The 13,864-nt window shown below is 71.1% G+C and carries 11 protein-coding genes, 1 tRNA gene and 1 other RNA gene; 4 read left to right on the forward strand and 9 right to left on the reverse strand.

Annotated elements, in window-relative coordinates:
- Positions 1 to 78 precede the first annotated feature (78 nt).
- Complete coding sequence (locus ACSJJR_RS05875; protein ID WP_435942637.1) at positions 79 to 909, forward strand: phosphorylase family protein; 831 nt, start codon at positions 79 to 81, stop codon at positions 907 to 909.
- Positions 910 to 958: 49 nt separating this feature from the next.
- Here the strand turns inward: ACSJJR_RS05875 and ACSJJR_RS05880 are convergent, their stop codons facing one another.
- Positions 959 to 1,699 carry a glutamine amidotransferase-related protein gene (locus ACSJJR_RS05880; RefSeq protein ID WP_435942638.1) on the reverse strand — a complete coding sequence of 247 codons (741 nt, stop codon included), beginning with the start codon at positions 1,697 to 1,699 and terminating at the stop codon, positions 959 to 961.
- A gap of 43 nt (positions 1,700 to 1,742) precedes the next feature.
- On the reverse strand, positions 1,743 to 2,117 hold the full coding sequence (locus ACSJJR_RS05885; protein WP_435942640.1) for a DUF4190 domain-containing protein: 375 nt from the start codon (positions 2,115 to 2,117) through the stop codon (positions 1,743 to 1,745).
- Positions 2,118 to 2,298: 181 nt separating this feature from the next.
- Here ACSJJR_RS05885 and ACSJJR_RS05890 point away from each other — a divergent pair, with 181 nt between their 5' ends.
- Positions 2,299 to 3,693 (forward strand): uracil-xanthine permease family protein, encoded by a 1,395-nt coding sequence (locus ACSJJR_RS05890; RefSeq protein ID WP_435942641.1) that lies wholly within the window; start codon positions 2,299 to 2,301, stop codon positions 3,691 to 3,693.
- Between the two features lie 181 nt (positions 3,694 to 3,874).
- Here ACSJJR_RS05890 and ACSJJR_RS05895 read toward each other — a convergent pair whose 3' ends face one another.
- The 7 genes from ACSJJR_RS05895 to ACSJJR_RS05925 all read right to left on the reverse strand — a co-directional run bounded on the left by ACSJJR_RS05895 (position 3,875) and on the right by ACSJJR_RS05925 (position 10,486).
- Positions 3,875 to 4,498, reverse strand: coding sequence for a LytR C-terminal domain-containing protein (locus ACSJJR_RS05895; RefSeq protein ID WP_435942643.1), 624 nt, complete (start codon positions 4,496 to 4,498; stop codon positions 3,875 to 3,877).
- A gap of 42 nt (positions 4,499 to 4,540) precedes the next feature.
- Positions 4,541 to 4,879, reverse strand: coding sequence for a type II toxin-antitoxin system VapB family antitoxin (locus ACSJJR_RS05900; protein WP_435942644.1), 339 nt, complete (start codon positions 4,877 to 4,879; stop codon positions 4,541 to 4,543).
- A gap of 181 nt (positions 4,880 to 5,060) precedes the next feature.
- Positions 5,061 to 5,570 (reverse strand): septum formation family protein, encoded by a 510-nt coding sequence (locus tag ACSJJR_RS05905; RefSeq protein WP_435942646.1) that lies wholly within the window; start codon positions 5,568 to 5,570, stop codon positions 5,061 to 5,063.
- A 93-nt stretch (positions 5,571 to 5,663) separates the two neighbouring features.
- Positions 5,664 to 6,035 (reverse strand): GntR family transcriptional regulator, encoded by a 372-nt coding sequence (locus tag ACSJJR_RS05910; RefSeq protein WP_435942647.1) that lies wholly within the window; start codon positions 6,033 to 6,035, stop codon positions 5,664 to 5,666.
- Positions 6,032 to 7,105: a hypothetical protein gene (locus ACSJJR_RS05915; RefSeq protein WP_435942648.1), complete on the reverse strand. Its 1,074-nt coding sequence runs from the start codon at positions 7,103 to 7,105 to the stop codon at positions 6,032 to 6,034. The genes ACSJJR_RS05910 and ACSJJR_RS05915 overlap by 4 nt, the downstream gene beginning before the upstream one ends.
- A gap of 286 nt (positions 7,106 to 7,391) precedes the next feature.
- Positions 7,392 to 10,148 (reverse strand): DNA methyltransferase, encoded by a 2,757-nt coding sequence (locus ACSJJR_RS05920; RefSeq protein ID WP_435942649.1) that lies wholly within the window; start codon positions 10,146 to 10,148, stop codon positions 7,392 to 7,394.
- Positions 10,149 to 10,401: 253 nt separating this feature from the next.
- Positions 10,402 to 10,486 (reverse strand) — tRNA-Ser (locus ACSJJR_RS05925).
- A gap of 166 nt (positions 10,487 to 10,652) precedes the next feature.
- Between ACSJJR_RS05925 and ffs the strand changes: the two genes are divergently transcribed.
- Positions 10,653 to 10,748, forward strand: an RNA gene (gene ffs / locus ACSJJR_RS05930) — signal recognition particle sRNA small type.
- 101 nt (positions 10,749 to 10,849) lie between these two features.
- A complete protein-coding gene (locus ACSJJR_RS05935) occupies positions 10,850 to 13,861 on the forward strand; it encodes a DNA polymerase III subunit gamma and tau (protein ID WP_435942650.1) in 3,012 nt (1,003 codons plus the stop codon).
- Positions 13,862 to 13,864: the final 3 nt, after the last annotated feature.

Here is a 13,864-nt window from a genome sequence, read left to right on the forward strand (position 1 = left end):
GCCGCGCCAGGGCGTGCGTGACAAGATGGGGGCTGCCACGCACGCCAGCCGAGGACGAGCCAGCAGCAAGGAGGAGCCGTGACCGTGCAGCCCGCAGCCACCTGGGACGAGGACCCCGACGGCGTCTCCATCCTCCTGTCCACCGGCCGGGCCAGGCACGACCTGCTCGTCATCGCCGAGCCTGCCCTCTTGACCGAGACCGTCCGGGCCTGGGGCAGGCCCGGTGCGCGCGTGCGGCTGTCCTACTTGCCCGGGGTCAGCGCCCCTGCCGGCGCAGGGCAGGAGGACGCCCTGGACTCCTACGACCGCGGTGGCCTCGGTGTCCTCGTCGCCCGCGGCCGCACCGCCGCCTACGAGGGTGGCCCGGCGCACCGCACGACCGCCCTCGCGAGGATCGCCGCGGGCGCGGGGGTGCGCGCCGCCCTGCTCGTCACGCGCGCCTGCGCACTGACCGCCACCGGTGGGGACATCCTGGCCGTCGGGGACCATGTCAACCTCACCGGCGCGTCGCTGTTGCGCGCCACCGAGCCGCTCGACGCCGCCTGGGACCCGGGCCTCTTGGCGCGCCTGACACAGCTCGCTGGAGTCGGCGCCGCGGGCGTCGTCGGCCTCGTGCCCGGTCCCACCCGGCCCACCCCGGCCGAGGCCTTCATCCTGCGCGGGCTCGGGGTGGACGCCGTCGTCATGGACAGCGTCGCCGAGGCCATGGTCCTGGCCTCACGGGGCGTGCGCGTCGCCGGCCTCGCCTGCGTTGACCACACGGTCGTGGGGGCCGGCCCCGGCCAGGCGGGCCGGCGACAGGGGGGTCGCCGCGTGGCCGACGGCCAGGTGGGCGCGCAGCAGCCGCCGCACCCTGCCGCACAGGTGGTGCACGAGGCGGTGGAGGCCGTCCTCGCCGGGCTCGGCTAGGGGGTGGCGCCGCGCGGGCCCGGGCTCGCCGGGCTCTTGCGGGCCCGGGTCAGGCCTGGGAGAAGTGCTCGACGAAGGAGCGGATGAGACGCCCCGCCTCGTGGCTGGAGCCGCTGGTGCGCGCCTGGTCGAGGAGGTCGTCGATGAGGCCCGGGTCCCCGTAGCCGGCGTCCTTGTAGATCGACAGGCGGGCCAGGAAGAGGTTGACGTCGAGCTCGGGGTTGAACTGTGTGCCGTAGACGCTGCGTCCCACCCGGACCATCTGCACCGGGCAGTCCGGGGAGGTCGCCAGCAGGCTGGCCCCCGCCGGTACCTCGCCGACGCCCTCGTGGTGCCCGACGAAGGCCGTGAAGACCTCGGGCATGCCCGCCAGGACCGGGTCCTGGCGGCCCTCGGCCGTCAGGTAGATCTCCGCGGAGCCCAGCACCTCGGCGTAGCGCGTCGAGGTCCCGGTGCCCAGGTAGCCGGCGAGCACCTCCAGGCCGAAGCCCGTCGCGAGCACCGGCACCCCCTCCTTGAGGGCGACCGACAGCAGGTCGCGCACCTGCTCCTCCACACGCAGCTGGGTGCGCGTCTTGGAGGCCGCGGGAGTCGAGACGTCGTAGGGGCTGCCGCCGATGAAGACCCCCGAGACGTCTCCCGCCTGGAAGCTGCTGAGGAAATCGACCTCTTCCAGGCGCACGTGGTGCAGGTCCGCGGGCTCCAGACCGCCCTGGATGCGGAAGGACTCGTACTCCTGCTCAGCGGCCTCGATCTCGGGGCGCGTGGACACCATGATGAAGGGCTTCACGCCCGGCAGTGTAACGACTCCTCCCGGGCGGGGACTGAGGGCCTCAGGCCCCGAGGGCGTGGTAGAGCCACCACGCCCACAGCCACACGAGCGAGGTCGCGCAGCCGACGACCACGGCGAACCAGGCCATGCCCGGGCTGCTGGCCCACCGGCCGCGACGGCGGTGCAGCGCCCACGTGCCCGCCGCCACCGCCGCCAGTCCCACGCCTGGCGCCACGGAGGCCAGCGCCAGCACGAGGGCGAGGACGGCGACCGGGTCCGGGGACGGGCGCGGCGCCTGGTAGCCGGGCCCGGAGAAGACCTCTGCCGCCTTCAGGTGCTCCGTGCCGGGGAAGGGGGGCCGCAGCGTGGGCCAGGTGTCCTGCTCCTGCCAGGAGGGCGTCGTCTGGCCCGGTCGCGGTGTCAGGGGAGAGGTCACGGCCCCATGATGCCGGTGCGTGTGGCGGATGGCATCCTGCCTCAGGAGGATCCCGGCCCGACACCCGCTCCTTCGGCTCCTAGACTGGAGCCCCGGCAGGGCTCTGCCGGGCCCTGTCGCTCCGGCGCCCCGCTGACCCGTTCACGGCGCCGGTCCCCGTTCCCACGCGACAGGAGCCCACGTGTCCTCCTCCTCCAGCAGCCGCCTCCTGCGCGGCTGGACCCTCCACGGCGACGGCCGCTCGATCGCCCCCGGCGAGGTCGTCGCTCCCCATGAGCGTCTCACCTGGCCCCGTACCGTCGGCATCGGCGTGCAGCACGTCGTCGCCATGTTCGGGGCGACCTTCCTGGTCCCACTGCTCACGGGCTTCGACCCCTCGACCACCCTGTTCTTCACCGGGTTCGGCACCCTCCTGTTCCTCGCCGTCACGAGCGGGCGCCTGCCCTCCTACCTGGGATCGTCCTTCGCTCTTATCGCCCCCATCGGTGCGGTCACGGGGTATGTGTCTGACGGCGGTGGCCCCATCGACGCGGCCAAGGCCTCCATGGCGCAGGGCGGCATCATCGCCGCGGGCCTGTCGCTGGCGCTCATCGGCGTCGTCGTCCACTTCGCCGGCACCGCGTGGATCGACCGCCTCATGCCGCCGATCGTCACCGGCGCCATCGTCGCCCTCATCGGCTTCAACCTCGCCCCGAGTGCCTGGAACAACGTCAAGACGGCGCCTGTGACGGCGATGGTCACCATCGTGTCGATCCTGCTCATCACCGTCCTGTTCAAGGGCATCATCGGCCGGCTGAGCATCCTCATCGGTGTCCTCATCGGCTACGCCACCGCCTGCGTGCGCGGCGAGGTCAGTTTCGACGCGATCGCCGGGGCGGACTGGGTGGGCGTCCCCGCCTTCCGGGCCCCGTCCTTCGACCTCAGCCTCCTGGGCCTGTTCATCCCCGTCGTGCTCGTGCTCGTGGCCGAGAACATCGGCCACGTCAAGTCCGTGGCCGCCATGACCGGGGAGAACCTCGACGGCGTCACCGGGCGCGCCCTCTTCGCCGACGGCGTCTCGACGGCGTTGGCCGGCGTCGGCGGCGGCTCCGGCACCACCACCTACGCGGAGAACATCGGCGTCATGGCGGCCACGCGCGTGTACTCCACCGCCGCCTACGTCGTCGCGGCGCTCACCGCCCTGGGCCTGTCCATGCTGCCCAAGTTCGGTGAGATCATCGCAACCATCCCCGCGGGAGTCCTCGGCGGCGCCGCCACGATCCTGTACGGCATGATCGGCATGCTCGGCGTGCGCATCTGGGTGCAGAACCGCGTGGACTTCGCTGACCCCGTCAACCTCAACACGGCGGCCGTCGCCATGGTGGTGGCCATCGCCGACTACACCTGGCACTGGGGTGATATGACCTTCACCGGTATCGCCCTGGGCTCCATGGCGGCTATCGCCGTCTACCACGCCATGCGCTGGATCTCGAGGGCGCGCGGCACCAACCTTGAGCAGGCCTCCCCGGCCTCCGCCCCGGCTGGGACCGACCTGGAGGGCCCGGCCTACTCCACCCGCGCCCGTCAGCGCCACTGACCGCCGGGCGAGCCCGCACACGGCTGAGGCGGGACACCCCCCGTTGGGGGGGGGCGCCCCCAACATGGGGGGGGGGGGTCCTCCTGGCGCCTGGAAGAACTCGTCATCGGTGGATGCGTCCACGCCCCTGTGGGGGCGGGCCGCCTCAGCCGTGGTGTGCGAGGTCCTTCGTCCTGAGGTCTCACTGCGACGGCGTGGCCCCGGCTCCTGCCGACGTGGGGTCCAGGCACCCTGCGGTCGCGGTGATGGGCTGCTGCGCCTGGACCTGGCCGATCTCCGTGGCCGCCAGGACGCCCTGCGCGTAGGCGCTGCCCAGGACGACGTTGACGGTGGTGTCGGCCGGGTCCTGCTCCCGGTCCAGGGAGATGGACACGTCCCCGGTGAAGGCCTGCGCGAGGGTGTAGGCGTTGGCCAGGCCAGCCTCGGAGGTGGTCAGCAGGACGTTGCCGTTGTAGGAGCCCAGGTGCCAGTCCGCCACCATGCTGACAGACAGGCCGGCCTCCGCCAGGGTGTCCGCGACCGTCTTGGCCAGGCCGGGGGTCTCGGTGCCGTTGAAGACGTTCGTCGGCACCGCGGTGATCTCCGTGGTGACCGCACCCTCCGGCGGGCACACCCGGACCATGGGAGCGGTCTGCTCGGAGGCGGAGGAGAAGCCGGGCTCGAAGGGGGCGGGGACCATCCCGGTCCACACCGCCAGGCACACCGCCGTCGTGAGGACCATGGCGACGATGACGCCACCGATGACGGTGGTCTGCCGGTGCTGCAGACGACGACGGTACTCGGACAGGGGGCTCGTGGGGCTCACGCGCTCACAGTAGTGGACTCGCCGCTGAGCGGACAGGAGACCTCAGGGCCTGGGGGGCGGTGGGGCGATGAGGGGGCGGCCGGCGGGGTCGAGCGTGAGGACGCGGGCGTGGATGAGCGTGCGGCCCTGGAGTGCCGCGCGCAGGGCGCGGTGCAGGCCGGTCTCGAGGTACAGCTCGCCGTTCCAGGACACCACGTGCGCGAACAGGTCGCCGAAGAAGGTGGAGTCGTCGTCGAGGAGGTTGCGCAGGTCGAGGGTGGCGCGCGTCGTCGTCAGGAGGTCGAGGCGGACCTGCCGGGGGGCAATCGTGGACCACACCCGCTGCTGCGTCACCCCGTGCTCGGGGTAGGGCGCACGGTCGCCAACGGCCTTGAAGATCACCGGCCCATCGTAGCGGCAGGCGGTGGGGGACGGGCCTGCGTGGCGCCGTCGGGAGTGGTGCCCTGGCTGTCCTGGCCCTGGGCGGGTGCGGCCTGCACAGACGCACGGACCCCGCCGGCTCGCGCTTAGGCAGGCGCGGGCGGACGGGGTCCGTGGAGTCAGGCGTGGGTCGCCAGCGTGGTCACTGGTTGGAGCCGCGGACGGAGCCGACGAGCTCCGTGCCGTCCGCGCTGGTGATGAGGCAGTTGATGGTGCGGTCGCCGCCTGCCCAGGAGCCGACGGTCGGCTGCAGGGACTGGACGTCGTAGATGGAGTCGGGGTAGGGGATGCCGACGTAGCTCTCGAAGGCGCTGAAGCAGGCCTTCTGGATCTCCTCGTCCAGCGCGTCACCGGTGGGGACGCTGGAGTAGACGGAGTCGTCGATGTCAGAGTTGTTGTAGACCTCGTACATGTGCGGGGCGTCGCAGGAGACGAAGTCAACCTTGGAGACGGTGGACCCGGAGTCGTCGTAGTTGAAGCAGTCGCCAATCTGCAGATTCATGACGGAGCCGGTCTCAGGTTCGGCCTGGGCCGCCGCGGAGGAGGAGGCGGTGGTCGGGGCCGAGACGGGAACCTGGTTACCGCACGCGGCGAGACCGGCGGCGAGGAGGAGGGCAAGGGGCACTGCAAGAGCGGGGGTCGTCTTTCGCATACAACAAGAGTCTCAGGGGGTCGCTGGTCGCGCTATGGGACACAGGACCCATAGAGTGTGTGTCCCATCACACTTATGGTTGCTGCGGGTGACTCACAGGGCGGTCTCGACGGCGGTACGCAGGGCCTCGTCGTCGGCCCCCAGGCGGCGGGCGGCGGTGACGTACTGGCGGGCCAGCTCCTCAAGGCGCTCGCTGCGCCGTTCGGGCGGCAGCGTCCGGCCGGGTGCCACGCGGGTCCCCGCGCCGCGGCGTGTGACGACGAGACCGGCGGACTCGAGCTCCTTGTAGGCCCGTGCCACTGTGCCCGGGGCGACGCGCAGGTCCGCGGCGAGCTGGCGCACCGTCGGCAGGCGCGAGCCCTCCTCAAGCGCCCCGGAGGTGATGAGGGCGGCGACCTCGCGCCTGACCTGCTCGAAGGGCGGGGTCGGGTCCGCCGTGTCCAGGGTGACCGACGTCGGGCTCATCGCTGCCCGCCGTCCTCGGACCCCACGGCGGGAGCAGCCTCGGGCGGTGCGGGGCAGGCCAGGCGCGCGCGGATGACGGCCGGGCGCCGCAGCATGAGGGCGGTCCCGGCCCCCAGGGCGAGCAGCGCCGCACAGGCGCAGGTGAGGGCCCACAGCCCGAGGACGAGGAACTCCCGGCCGAGTACCGGGTAGGCGCCCAGGGCGTCTCCCGCGACGGGTGCCATCACCAGACCGGCGGCGATGGTCGGCAGGGAGACGGAGATGATGAGCAGCCCGACGACGGCGTCAGCGCTGCGCCGGCGCAGCGCGGTGTCGAGCTCGGCGTCGGGGACGTCGTCGGCCCGTGAGGTCAGCTGGCCGCGGGCGGCGACGTCGTGCAGGCCCGTGGCGGCCAGGACGAGCTGGGCGATGGTGAGCAGCAGGATGGGGGCGCAGTAGACCCAGCCGGGCCAAGGGGCACGGGTGCTGGTGGCCTCAACGGGGCCGTCGCCGCTGTGCCACGTGCCCTGCCAGGTGTGGGCGGTGCCGCTGGCGTCGGCGGTGAGGGTGCCGATGACGAGGAGGGACACGAGCAGCACCAGGGTGAGGGCGGCGATGACGCCGAAAGGGCGGGAGGTGTAGTCGGTCGTGTGCCGGGGGGTCAGTGAGGCGGTGCGCGTCGGGGTCGTCACGAGGGGGCTGCGGCGCTCGCGGATGACGAGGACCAGCAGTCCGACGACACCCATGATGCTGGGGGCGAGGGCCGGGCCGAGGTTGAGCATGGGTGGGAGGGTGCCGATGATGAGCTCGCCGCCCTCGGCCCTTGTGGCGACGTCGGCGATCGTGGTCTGGAGCGCGGTGTACATGTAGGCGCGCTCAGCCAGGGCCCAGACGGCGGCGCTGACGACGGCGGTGCCGAGTCCCGTGAGGACGGCCAGGGCGGTGCTGCGCCGGGAGTAGCGGTCGGCGTCGGCGAGGGCGGCCGGCGCGCTGGGGGAGGAGGTGCTGCGGGCGGCACGGGTCAGGGCGATGGGTAGGAAGGTGATCAGGAACAGGGCGATGAGGACGACGGCGAGCGCCGGCAGGAACATGGCAACCACCTCTTGTACTGAGTCGATAGCACAAGAGTGAGGGTGGGGCGGCTTTGTGTCAAGTGGATGGCACAACGAGCCTGGGGGGCTGGCCTCCATGAACGCGCAGGCGCTGGCTGACCTCATGTCGGGTTGGACGGCAGCCGATGGGGGAGCGGTCAAGGCTCATCTGAGACGGCTCCGGCAGCACGTGGGTGCGTATCGAGGCTCGTGCCGTCACGCCGAAGTGGCTCCGGAAGGCGCGGGCCTGCGCTGTACGAAGTCCGGCGGGGTGGGCGCTGTGTGGTCAGGTGGTCAGCTCCACGTAGCGCTTGAACAAAAGAGACAGACGCTGTGTGTTGCTTGACAGCGTCCTGGTGGCCCCGAACGCCTTATCGACCGCGTGATCGAGCACGGTGTGTGCCTTGAGTAGCGCAGGGTCCATCGCCAAGGGGTTGTACATGTCCGCAAGAGAGCGCTCCGGGTGCCGTTCTCGGGCTGCAAGAACGCCCGTGCCGGCCTCGATGACCTGCGTGCGCACCCTGTCTGGGACGTCCGGTAGCGGCAGGTTGTTCCAGACGAAAGTGTTAGAGAAATTCAGGTCTGACTTGAGGCGCCCGCCGACGGATTTCTGCCATGTGATGAACATGGATGAGCTGATGATGCCGAAGAGGAATCCGTCGGGGTCGTCAGCAGTGAAGAGCTTGTTGCCTGCGATGACGGTCTGAGGCAGGTGCGCGGCTGTGTAGAACAGGCGGGTGGAGGAGACGACGGCAGGGATTGCCACGTAGGGTCCGGAGGGCTGACGAATCTCGCCGAACAAGTAGGGTGTGCCAGCCAGTTTTCTCGTGGCTTCGCGTCGTGAATCCAGGCGGCTCTCGCGGACGGCTGCCACCCGGTTGCGGAGAATTGCGCTCCTGGTGAGGTCGACAGGATCGAAGTCGTCTGCCATCCACAGGCACCAGCGGTTCAAGTTGTGGAGGAGCTCGCGGCCCATACGGAACGGGCGCAGATACTTGGCTGCGACAGCGTCTGCGGACACAGCGGCATAGTCGTTCGCCTCTACGACAAGGTTGCCTCCACCGTCGTTGGGCATAGAACCGAAGCGGCAGGCAGGGAGCACGCGGCTCAGCGGCTGTGACCTCGGGGTGATGGTGACATGTGGGGCGTCCAACAGGTACCCGTTGATGTGCCGCGCAGGGACGGCGGCGGGCTCGCGATCAAGGCTCCTGTACGTGTAGAGCGTCGCGGGCGCGCGTTCGCCCTTGTCGAATCCTGTGATGACGCAGTGGACGTGGGCCATGCCTGCGGCCTCGGAGGTCCAGGCGAATGTCTGGTGAGCAAAGCGGATACGCCAGCCGTCGGTGAACAACGCGTCGAAGAGCGTGGTGACAGGAACTCCCTGAGTGACCGAGTTGGTGGACACGAATGCGAAACGTCCACCAGTGACTCCCTCAAAGAACTCAGCGGTCTTCTTGAACCAGCACGTCACATAGTCCAGATCGCCAGACCTGGGGCCCCACACGTCGGTGACGTCCTTCTTCTGCGCCGACGACATGAGTCGTGCGCCAGCAAATGGTGGATTACCTACTACGCGTACATGAGGCGAGGGTGCCAGCACCTGCCGCCAGTCGGTGCGCAGGGCGTTGACGACGTGAATGTTGGCCAGGGTTTGGAGCGGTAGGGGCTCTGGTGCCTTCCCCAGGGACAGCTCCATGCGCTGGTTGGCCTGATGGTCTACGAGGTGCAGGGCTGTGGTGGCAATACGGGCGGGCCACTCCTCGATCTCCAGGCCGTAGAAGTGCTCCAGCGTGACGGGCAGGTCCTTGCGGTCAAAGAACAACGTGGGGATGAGTGAGGTGTCGCCCAGCTGTTGCAAGCGCGTGAGTATGTCGAGGTCCAGCGCGCGAAGCTCGCGATAGGCCACAACCAGGAAGTTGCCGCAGCCGCAGGCAGGGTCCATGACGCGGATATCGGCCAAGGAGGCTCGCAGCCTCTTTAACCCGCTCCTGTTGTGGAACTCCTGGGTGAAGCGGTCGCGCAGCTCATCCATGAAGAGAGGGTTGATGGTCTTGAGGATGTTGGTCTCAGTGGTGTAGTGCTCACCCAGTGACCTGCGTGTCTCCGCTGACTTCACGGCCTGGAAGAGAGAGCCGAAGATGGCGGGGCTGATGCCAGCCCAGTTGAATGCGCACGCCTCCAGGAGCAGGTCCCTCATCTCCTTGTCGAAGGAGGGGATCGACAGTGGCTCGGCGAACACTCCACCGTTCACGTAGGGGAACTGGGCCACCTGCTCGTCCAGGTTCTTGTGACGACGCTCCAGCGGCTGGTTCATGACCTGGTACAACTGCGTGAGTCGCGGGCCAAGGTCGGAGCCGTCCTCGTTGGTACGGGTGTCCAGGAACTCGAAGAACAGGTCGCGGTCCCATATGCCGGAGTCGTCTGCGTAGAGGGAGAACAGGGTACGGACCAGGAACACGGATGCCTCGTGGTCGTTGTAGCCGGAACCCTCTAGCGCCTCGTAGAGCGTGCCCATGAGCTGGGCGGCTTTGATGGAGGCCTTCTCCTGGTCCTTGTTGCCAAAGGAGCGCACCTGGTACCCAGCGAGGAAGGCGAGGTGGTCGGCGTTGACTGGGAGGTCCTCCAAGTTGAACACGACCGGTTCCACCACGCCGTTCTCGCCGGGAGCGCCTTCCAGGTCAAGGACGCGGATGCGCGCGAAGTCACTCGTGACCACCCATCGGGGTTGCTCTGCCTCGGGGAGGTCGTCGATGTAGTCCAGAGCCTGGTTCTCAGCGCGGTCCAGGTCCTTGCCCCGGGACTTCATCTCGATAAGGCACAGCCCCGGCAGCAGGGCATCGATGTAACCCTGACCGCCGGTGGAGGCGCGGCGCGCACGGCGCTCATAGAGGGCGGCCTTGGTCTTGCGGATGCCGAAGGCGAAGAGCAGGTCTCGCACGAAGGACTGGGCCTGTTGCCGCTCCTCGCCGGGCTCCTCCAACCAATCCGCCACCACCTGGGCGCAGCGGCGCCGAATCTCGTTCAGGGACAGTGCCGTGGACACAGTGCCTCCAGTGTCGTTGCTCTTCCGGAAACACTGTAGAGGTCGTGTTTCTCGAGCAGGGTGGGCGCAGGCTGCCGTGAGCGGCACGTGTCGTTACCTGCTTAAGACTGTGGCGGGACGGCTGTTGGTCCCGCTCGTGCGGGCAGTGGTGGGCAGCGGAGCGCCCGTGGCGCCGGGGTCTCCGTCCGGGAAGGGACCAGACAGAGGAGGACCCGCAGTATCCCGGGGAACGCTGCGGGTCTCAACCTGAGGGCGGAGGATGGGGGATTCGAACCCCCGAGGGCTTGCACCCAACACGCTTTCCAAGCGTGCGCCATAGGCCACTAGGCGAATCCTCCAGGCGCTGACGTGATCACGACGGATCGCGTGCAACGGGAATGCACTATATGCGACCGGCGGCCCGTGGTGCCAGCCGGCGGGGAGCCGAGCCCGGTGGCATCGGTCACGGCCGGACGGCGCACGGGGCAAGGCGCCGCAGCTGGCCCGGAGTCGGGTACACTCACGCACGGCCCCTCGTGCGGCGTCATCCAGTGAATCCCCCCAGGACCGGAAGGTAGCAAGGGTAAGCGGGCTCTGGCGGGTGCACGGGGGGTCCTCACGTGGCCCGGCCCCGGGGCGTGGGGACGACGAGGTGCCCCGGTCCCGCGGCGGGTCAGCATCGGCCGTCGCATCGTGTCGGCGCTCCCGTTTAGAGTCGGACTGTGACCACCGCCCTGTACCGCCGCTACCGCCCAGACACCTTTCAGGACGTCATCGGGCAGGAGCATGTGGCCGCCCCCCTCATGGCGGCGCTGCGCGGTGACCGCGTCACCCACGCCTACCTCTTCTCCGGCCCGCGGGGCTGCGGCAAGACCACGAGTGCCCGCATCCTCGCCCGGTGCCTCAACTGCGAGCAGTTCCCCACGGACACACCCTGCGGGGTGTGCCCCTCCTGCCGGGACCTGGCCACCGGCGGCCCCGGAAGCCTCGACGTCGTCGAGATCGACGCCGCCAGCCACAACGGCGTCGATGACGCCCGTGACCTGCGTGAGCGTGCTGCCTTCGCCCCGGCACGTGACCGTTTCAAGATCTTCATCCTCGACGAGGCCCACATGGTCACGCCGCAGGGGTTCAACGCCCTGCTCAAGCTTGTTGAGGAGCCGCCAGCGCACGTGAAGTTCATCTTCGCCACCACTGAGCCGGAGAAGGTCATCGGCACCATCCGCTCGCGCACCCACCACTACCCCTTCCGCCTCGTCCCGCCGGACACCCTGGAGTCCTACCTCGGCCAGCTGTGCCGGTCAGAGGGCGTCGCGGTGGGACCGGGAGTGTTCCCCCTCGTCACCCGGGCCGGAGGGGGGAGCGTGCGCGACACGCTCTCCGTCATGGACCAGCTCATCGGTGGCGCTGTGGAGGGTGAGGTCGACTACCAGCGTGCCGTCGCCCTGCTCGGCTACACGGACGCGACCATGCTCGACCAGTGCGTTGACTCCATCGCCGCCTCCTCCGGTGCGGGCGTCTTCCGCGTGGTGGACCGGGTCATCTCCTCCGGGCACGATCCGCGCCGCTTCGTCGAGGACCTCCTGCAGCGGATGCGGGACCTGCTCGTCATCGCGCTCGCCGGGGCGGAGGCCGGGCCTGCTCTCGGCTCGCTGCCTGTTGACGAGCTCGAGCGCATGGAGGTCCAGGCCCGCATGATCGGCTCTGCCACGCTCTCGCGCTACGCGGACCTCACCGCCCAGGCCCTGACCCAGATGGTGGGGGCCACCTCCCCGCGCCTCCAGCTCGAGCTGCTCATGGCGCGCCTGCTGGTGCCCCAGCGCCCACAGCCGGTGCCCGCGCCCCAGGGTGCGGCCATCAGTGCTCCAGCGGCGCCGCCCGGCGCCTTTCCGCAGCAGGTCGCTCCTGACGGGCAGGACCCGCGGGCCTTGGCCGCCGCCATCGCCCGCCGTGCCTTAGGCGGCGGTGACAGCGCGACGCAGCCAACGGGCTCCGGCCACCCCTCTGCGGCCGGGGCCCCCGGGCCCGCTGCCGGGCCCGCCGATCCCGCCACAGCGTCCCCTGCCCGGCCTGCCGCGGCGACGCCGTCGGCGACCAACGACGCCGGCGCCGCCCGCACCCCGGGCGTGTCCGGGTCCCCCGTGCCCCACCCGGCCGACGTGCCCCACCCGGCCGACGTGCCCCACCCGGCCGACGAGGCCGGCGCCCAGGCCGCTCCACCCGCCGCGGTGGAGCAGGCGGCCCCTGGCCCGGGCGGGCAGATCCAGCCGGGAACGGCGCAGCAGGCCTCGGGCACAGCCGGGGCTGACGGGGAGATGATCCGTACCCGGTGGGGCGAGGTCCTCGAGGCTATCAAGCGTGAGCGGCGCGCCACCTGGGCGCTCATCGAGCCGCACGCACAGCCCGGTGACGTCGAGGCGGGCGTCTTGCGCGTCCTGTTCAGGTCGCTGGGGCTCGTCAACGCCTTCAGCCACGGGCACGCCCCCGTCGTCGCCCAGGCGCTGTACCAGGCCCTCGGCCTCGACCTCCAGGTAGAGGCGGTCCTCCTCGGGGGCCCCGGAGGACCAGGCGGCCCCGGAGGACTGGGACCCGCAGGGTCGCCAGGAGCGCCGGACGGTCCGGCTGCCGCACGCGCCCCGCGGACGCCCCCGCGCGAGGCCCCGGGCGGGCGCGCCTCCGGAGGCGGGGACCGTGACACCGGCGCAGCCCCCGGCTGGGGTGAGCCCGCCCGCGTCCCCGGCCCGTATGACGACGCCCCTGGCCCGGCCGCGTCCGCCGTGAGCCGGTCCGGGGACGGGCAGGTCCCGTCCAGCGTGCCCGCTCCGGGGCCGGCACCTGAGCCCCGTGGCTGGGGCGAGGTCGCCCCCATCGGCCAGGCCCGCAGACCACCGTCCGCCCCGGCCTCTGGCGAGCAGACGGCCTCTGGCGAGCAGGCAGCGGCTCAGCCCACGGTCACGGCTCGCGAGGCCCCGCCCCAGGCCGCTCCCAGACAGCCGGAGCCCGGCACCGGGGCGCCTGCGGAGGGGGACGAGCCACCCCTGGCCACGGTCCACCGCCTCCACGCCCTGCCGGAGATCCCCGGCAGGGCCTCATCGTCCGCTCCGCAGCACCATCCGACCACCGTTCCCACCGACGCGGTTCCCGCTGACGCCGTGCCCACGGACGCTGTGCCCGCGGCCTCGAGCGTGCCCGTGGCCGACCGTTCCCCCGGCCCCGTCGGCACCAGCCCCGCAGACCCCGCAGCCTGCGGCCCCGGACCTGAGGGGCCCGCCCCCGGCGACCGCGCCCCGGACGGTTCGGCCGCGCTGCCGGCCCCGGCCGCCGGGGGCCGCGCCCTGTCCGAGCCGGCCCGAGGCGGCGCGGCCGGCCCGGACGCTCCCGGCCCAGCTGGCGGGCCCACCCCCGGCCCCGAGAACGCCTACTTCTCCGACGGCATCCCCCTGCCCGACGAGCCGACGCCCTTCGACGCCTCCCCCGAGGACTCCTGGGCCCCGCCCAGCGCCTCGGTCAGTGCCGCCATGGCCGCCGCCCGGGCCGCCGCCAGGGGCGAGGCTCCGCCCCCCGGCGCCGCCCGGCTGCGCCCGGCCATCAGGCTCGAGGACGACGTCGTCAGTGAGGACGACGAGGACGCCGAAGAGGCCGGAGTCGTCGGCCTCGAGGTCGTCAAGCGCCTGCTCGGCGCCACTGTCCTGGAGGAGGTTGTCATCACCGACCACGGACCGGAAGGATCCTGACCC

This window comes from Actinomyces sp. W5033, assembly GCF_051303165.1.

Excerpts from the sequence above, each read along its gene's own strand:
- ACSJJR_RS05905 (WP_435942646.1), bottom strand. The coding sequence starts at position 5,570 with ATGCGAAAGACGACCCCCGCTCTTGCAGTGCCCCTTGCCCTCCTCCTC.
- ACSJJR_RS05910 (WP_435942647.1), bottom strand. The coding sequence starts at position 6,035 with ATGAGCCCGACGTCGGTCACCCTGGACACGGCGGACCCGACCCCGCCC.
- ACSJJR_RS05915 (WP_435942648.1), bottom strand. The coding sequence starts at position 7,105 with ATGTTCCTGCCGGCGCTCGCCGTCGTCCTCATCGCCCTGTTCCTGATC.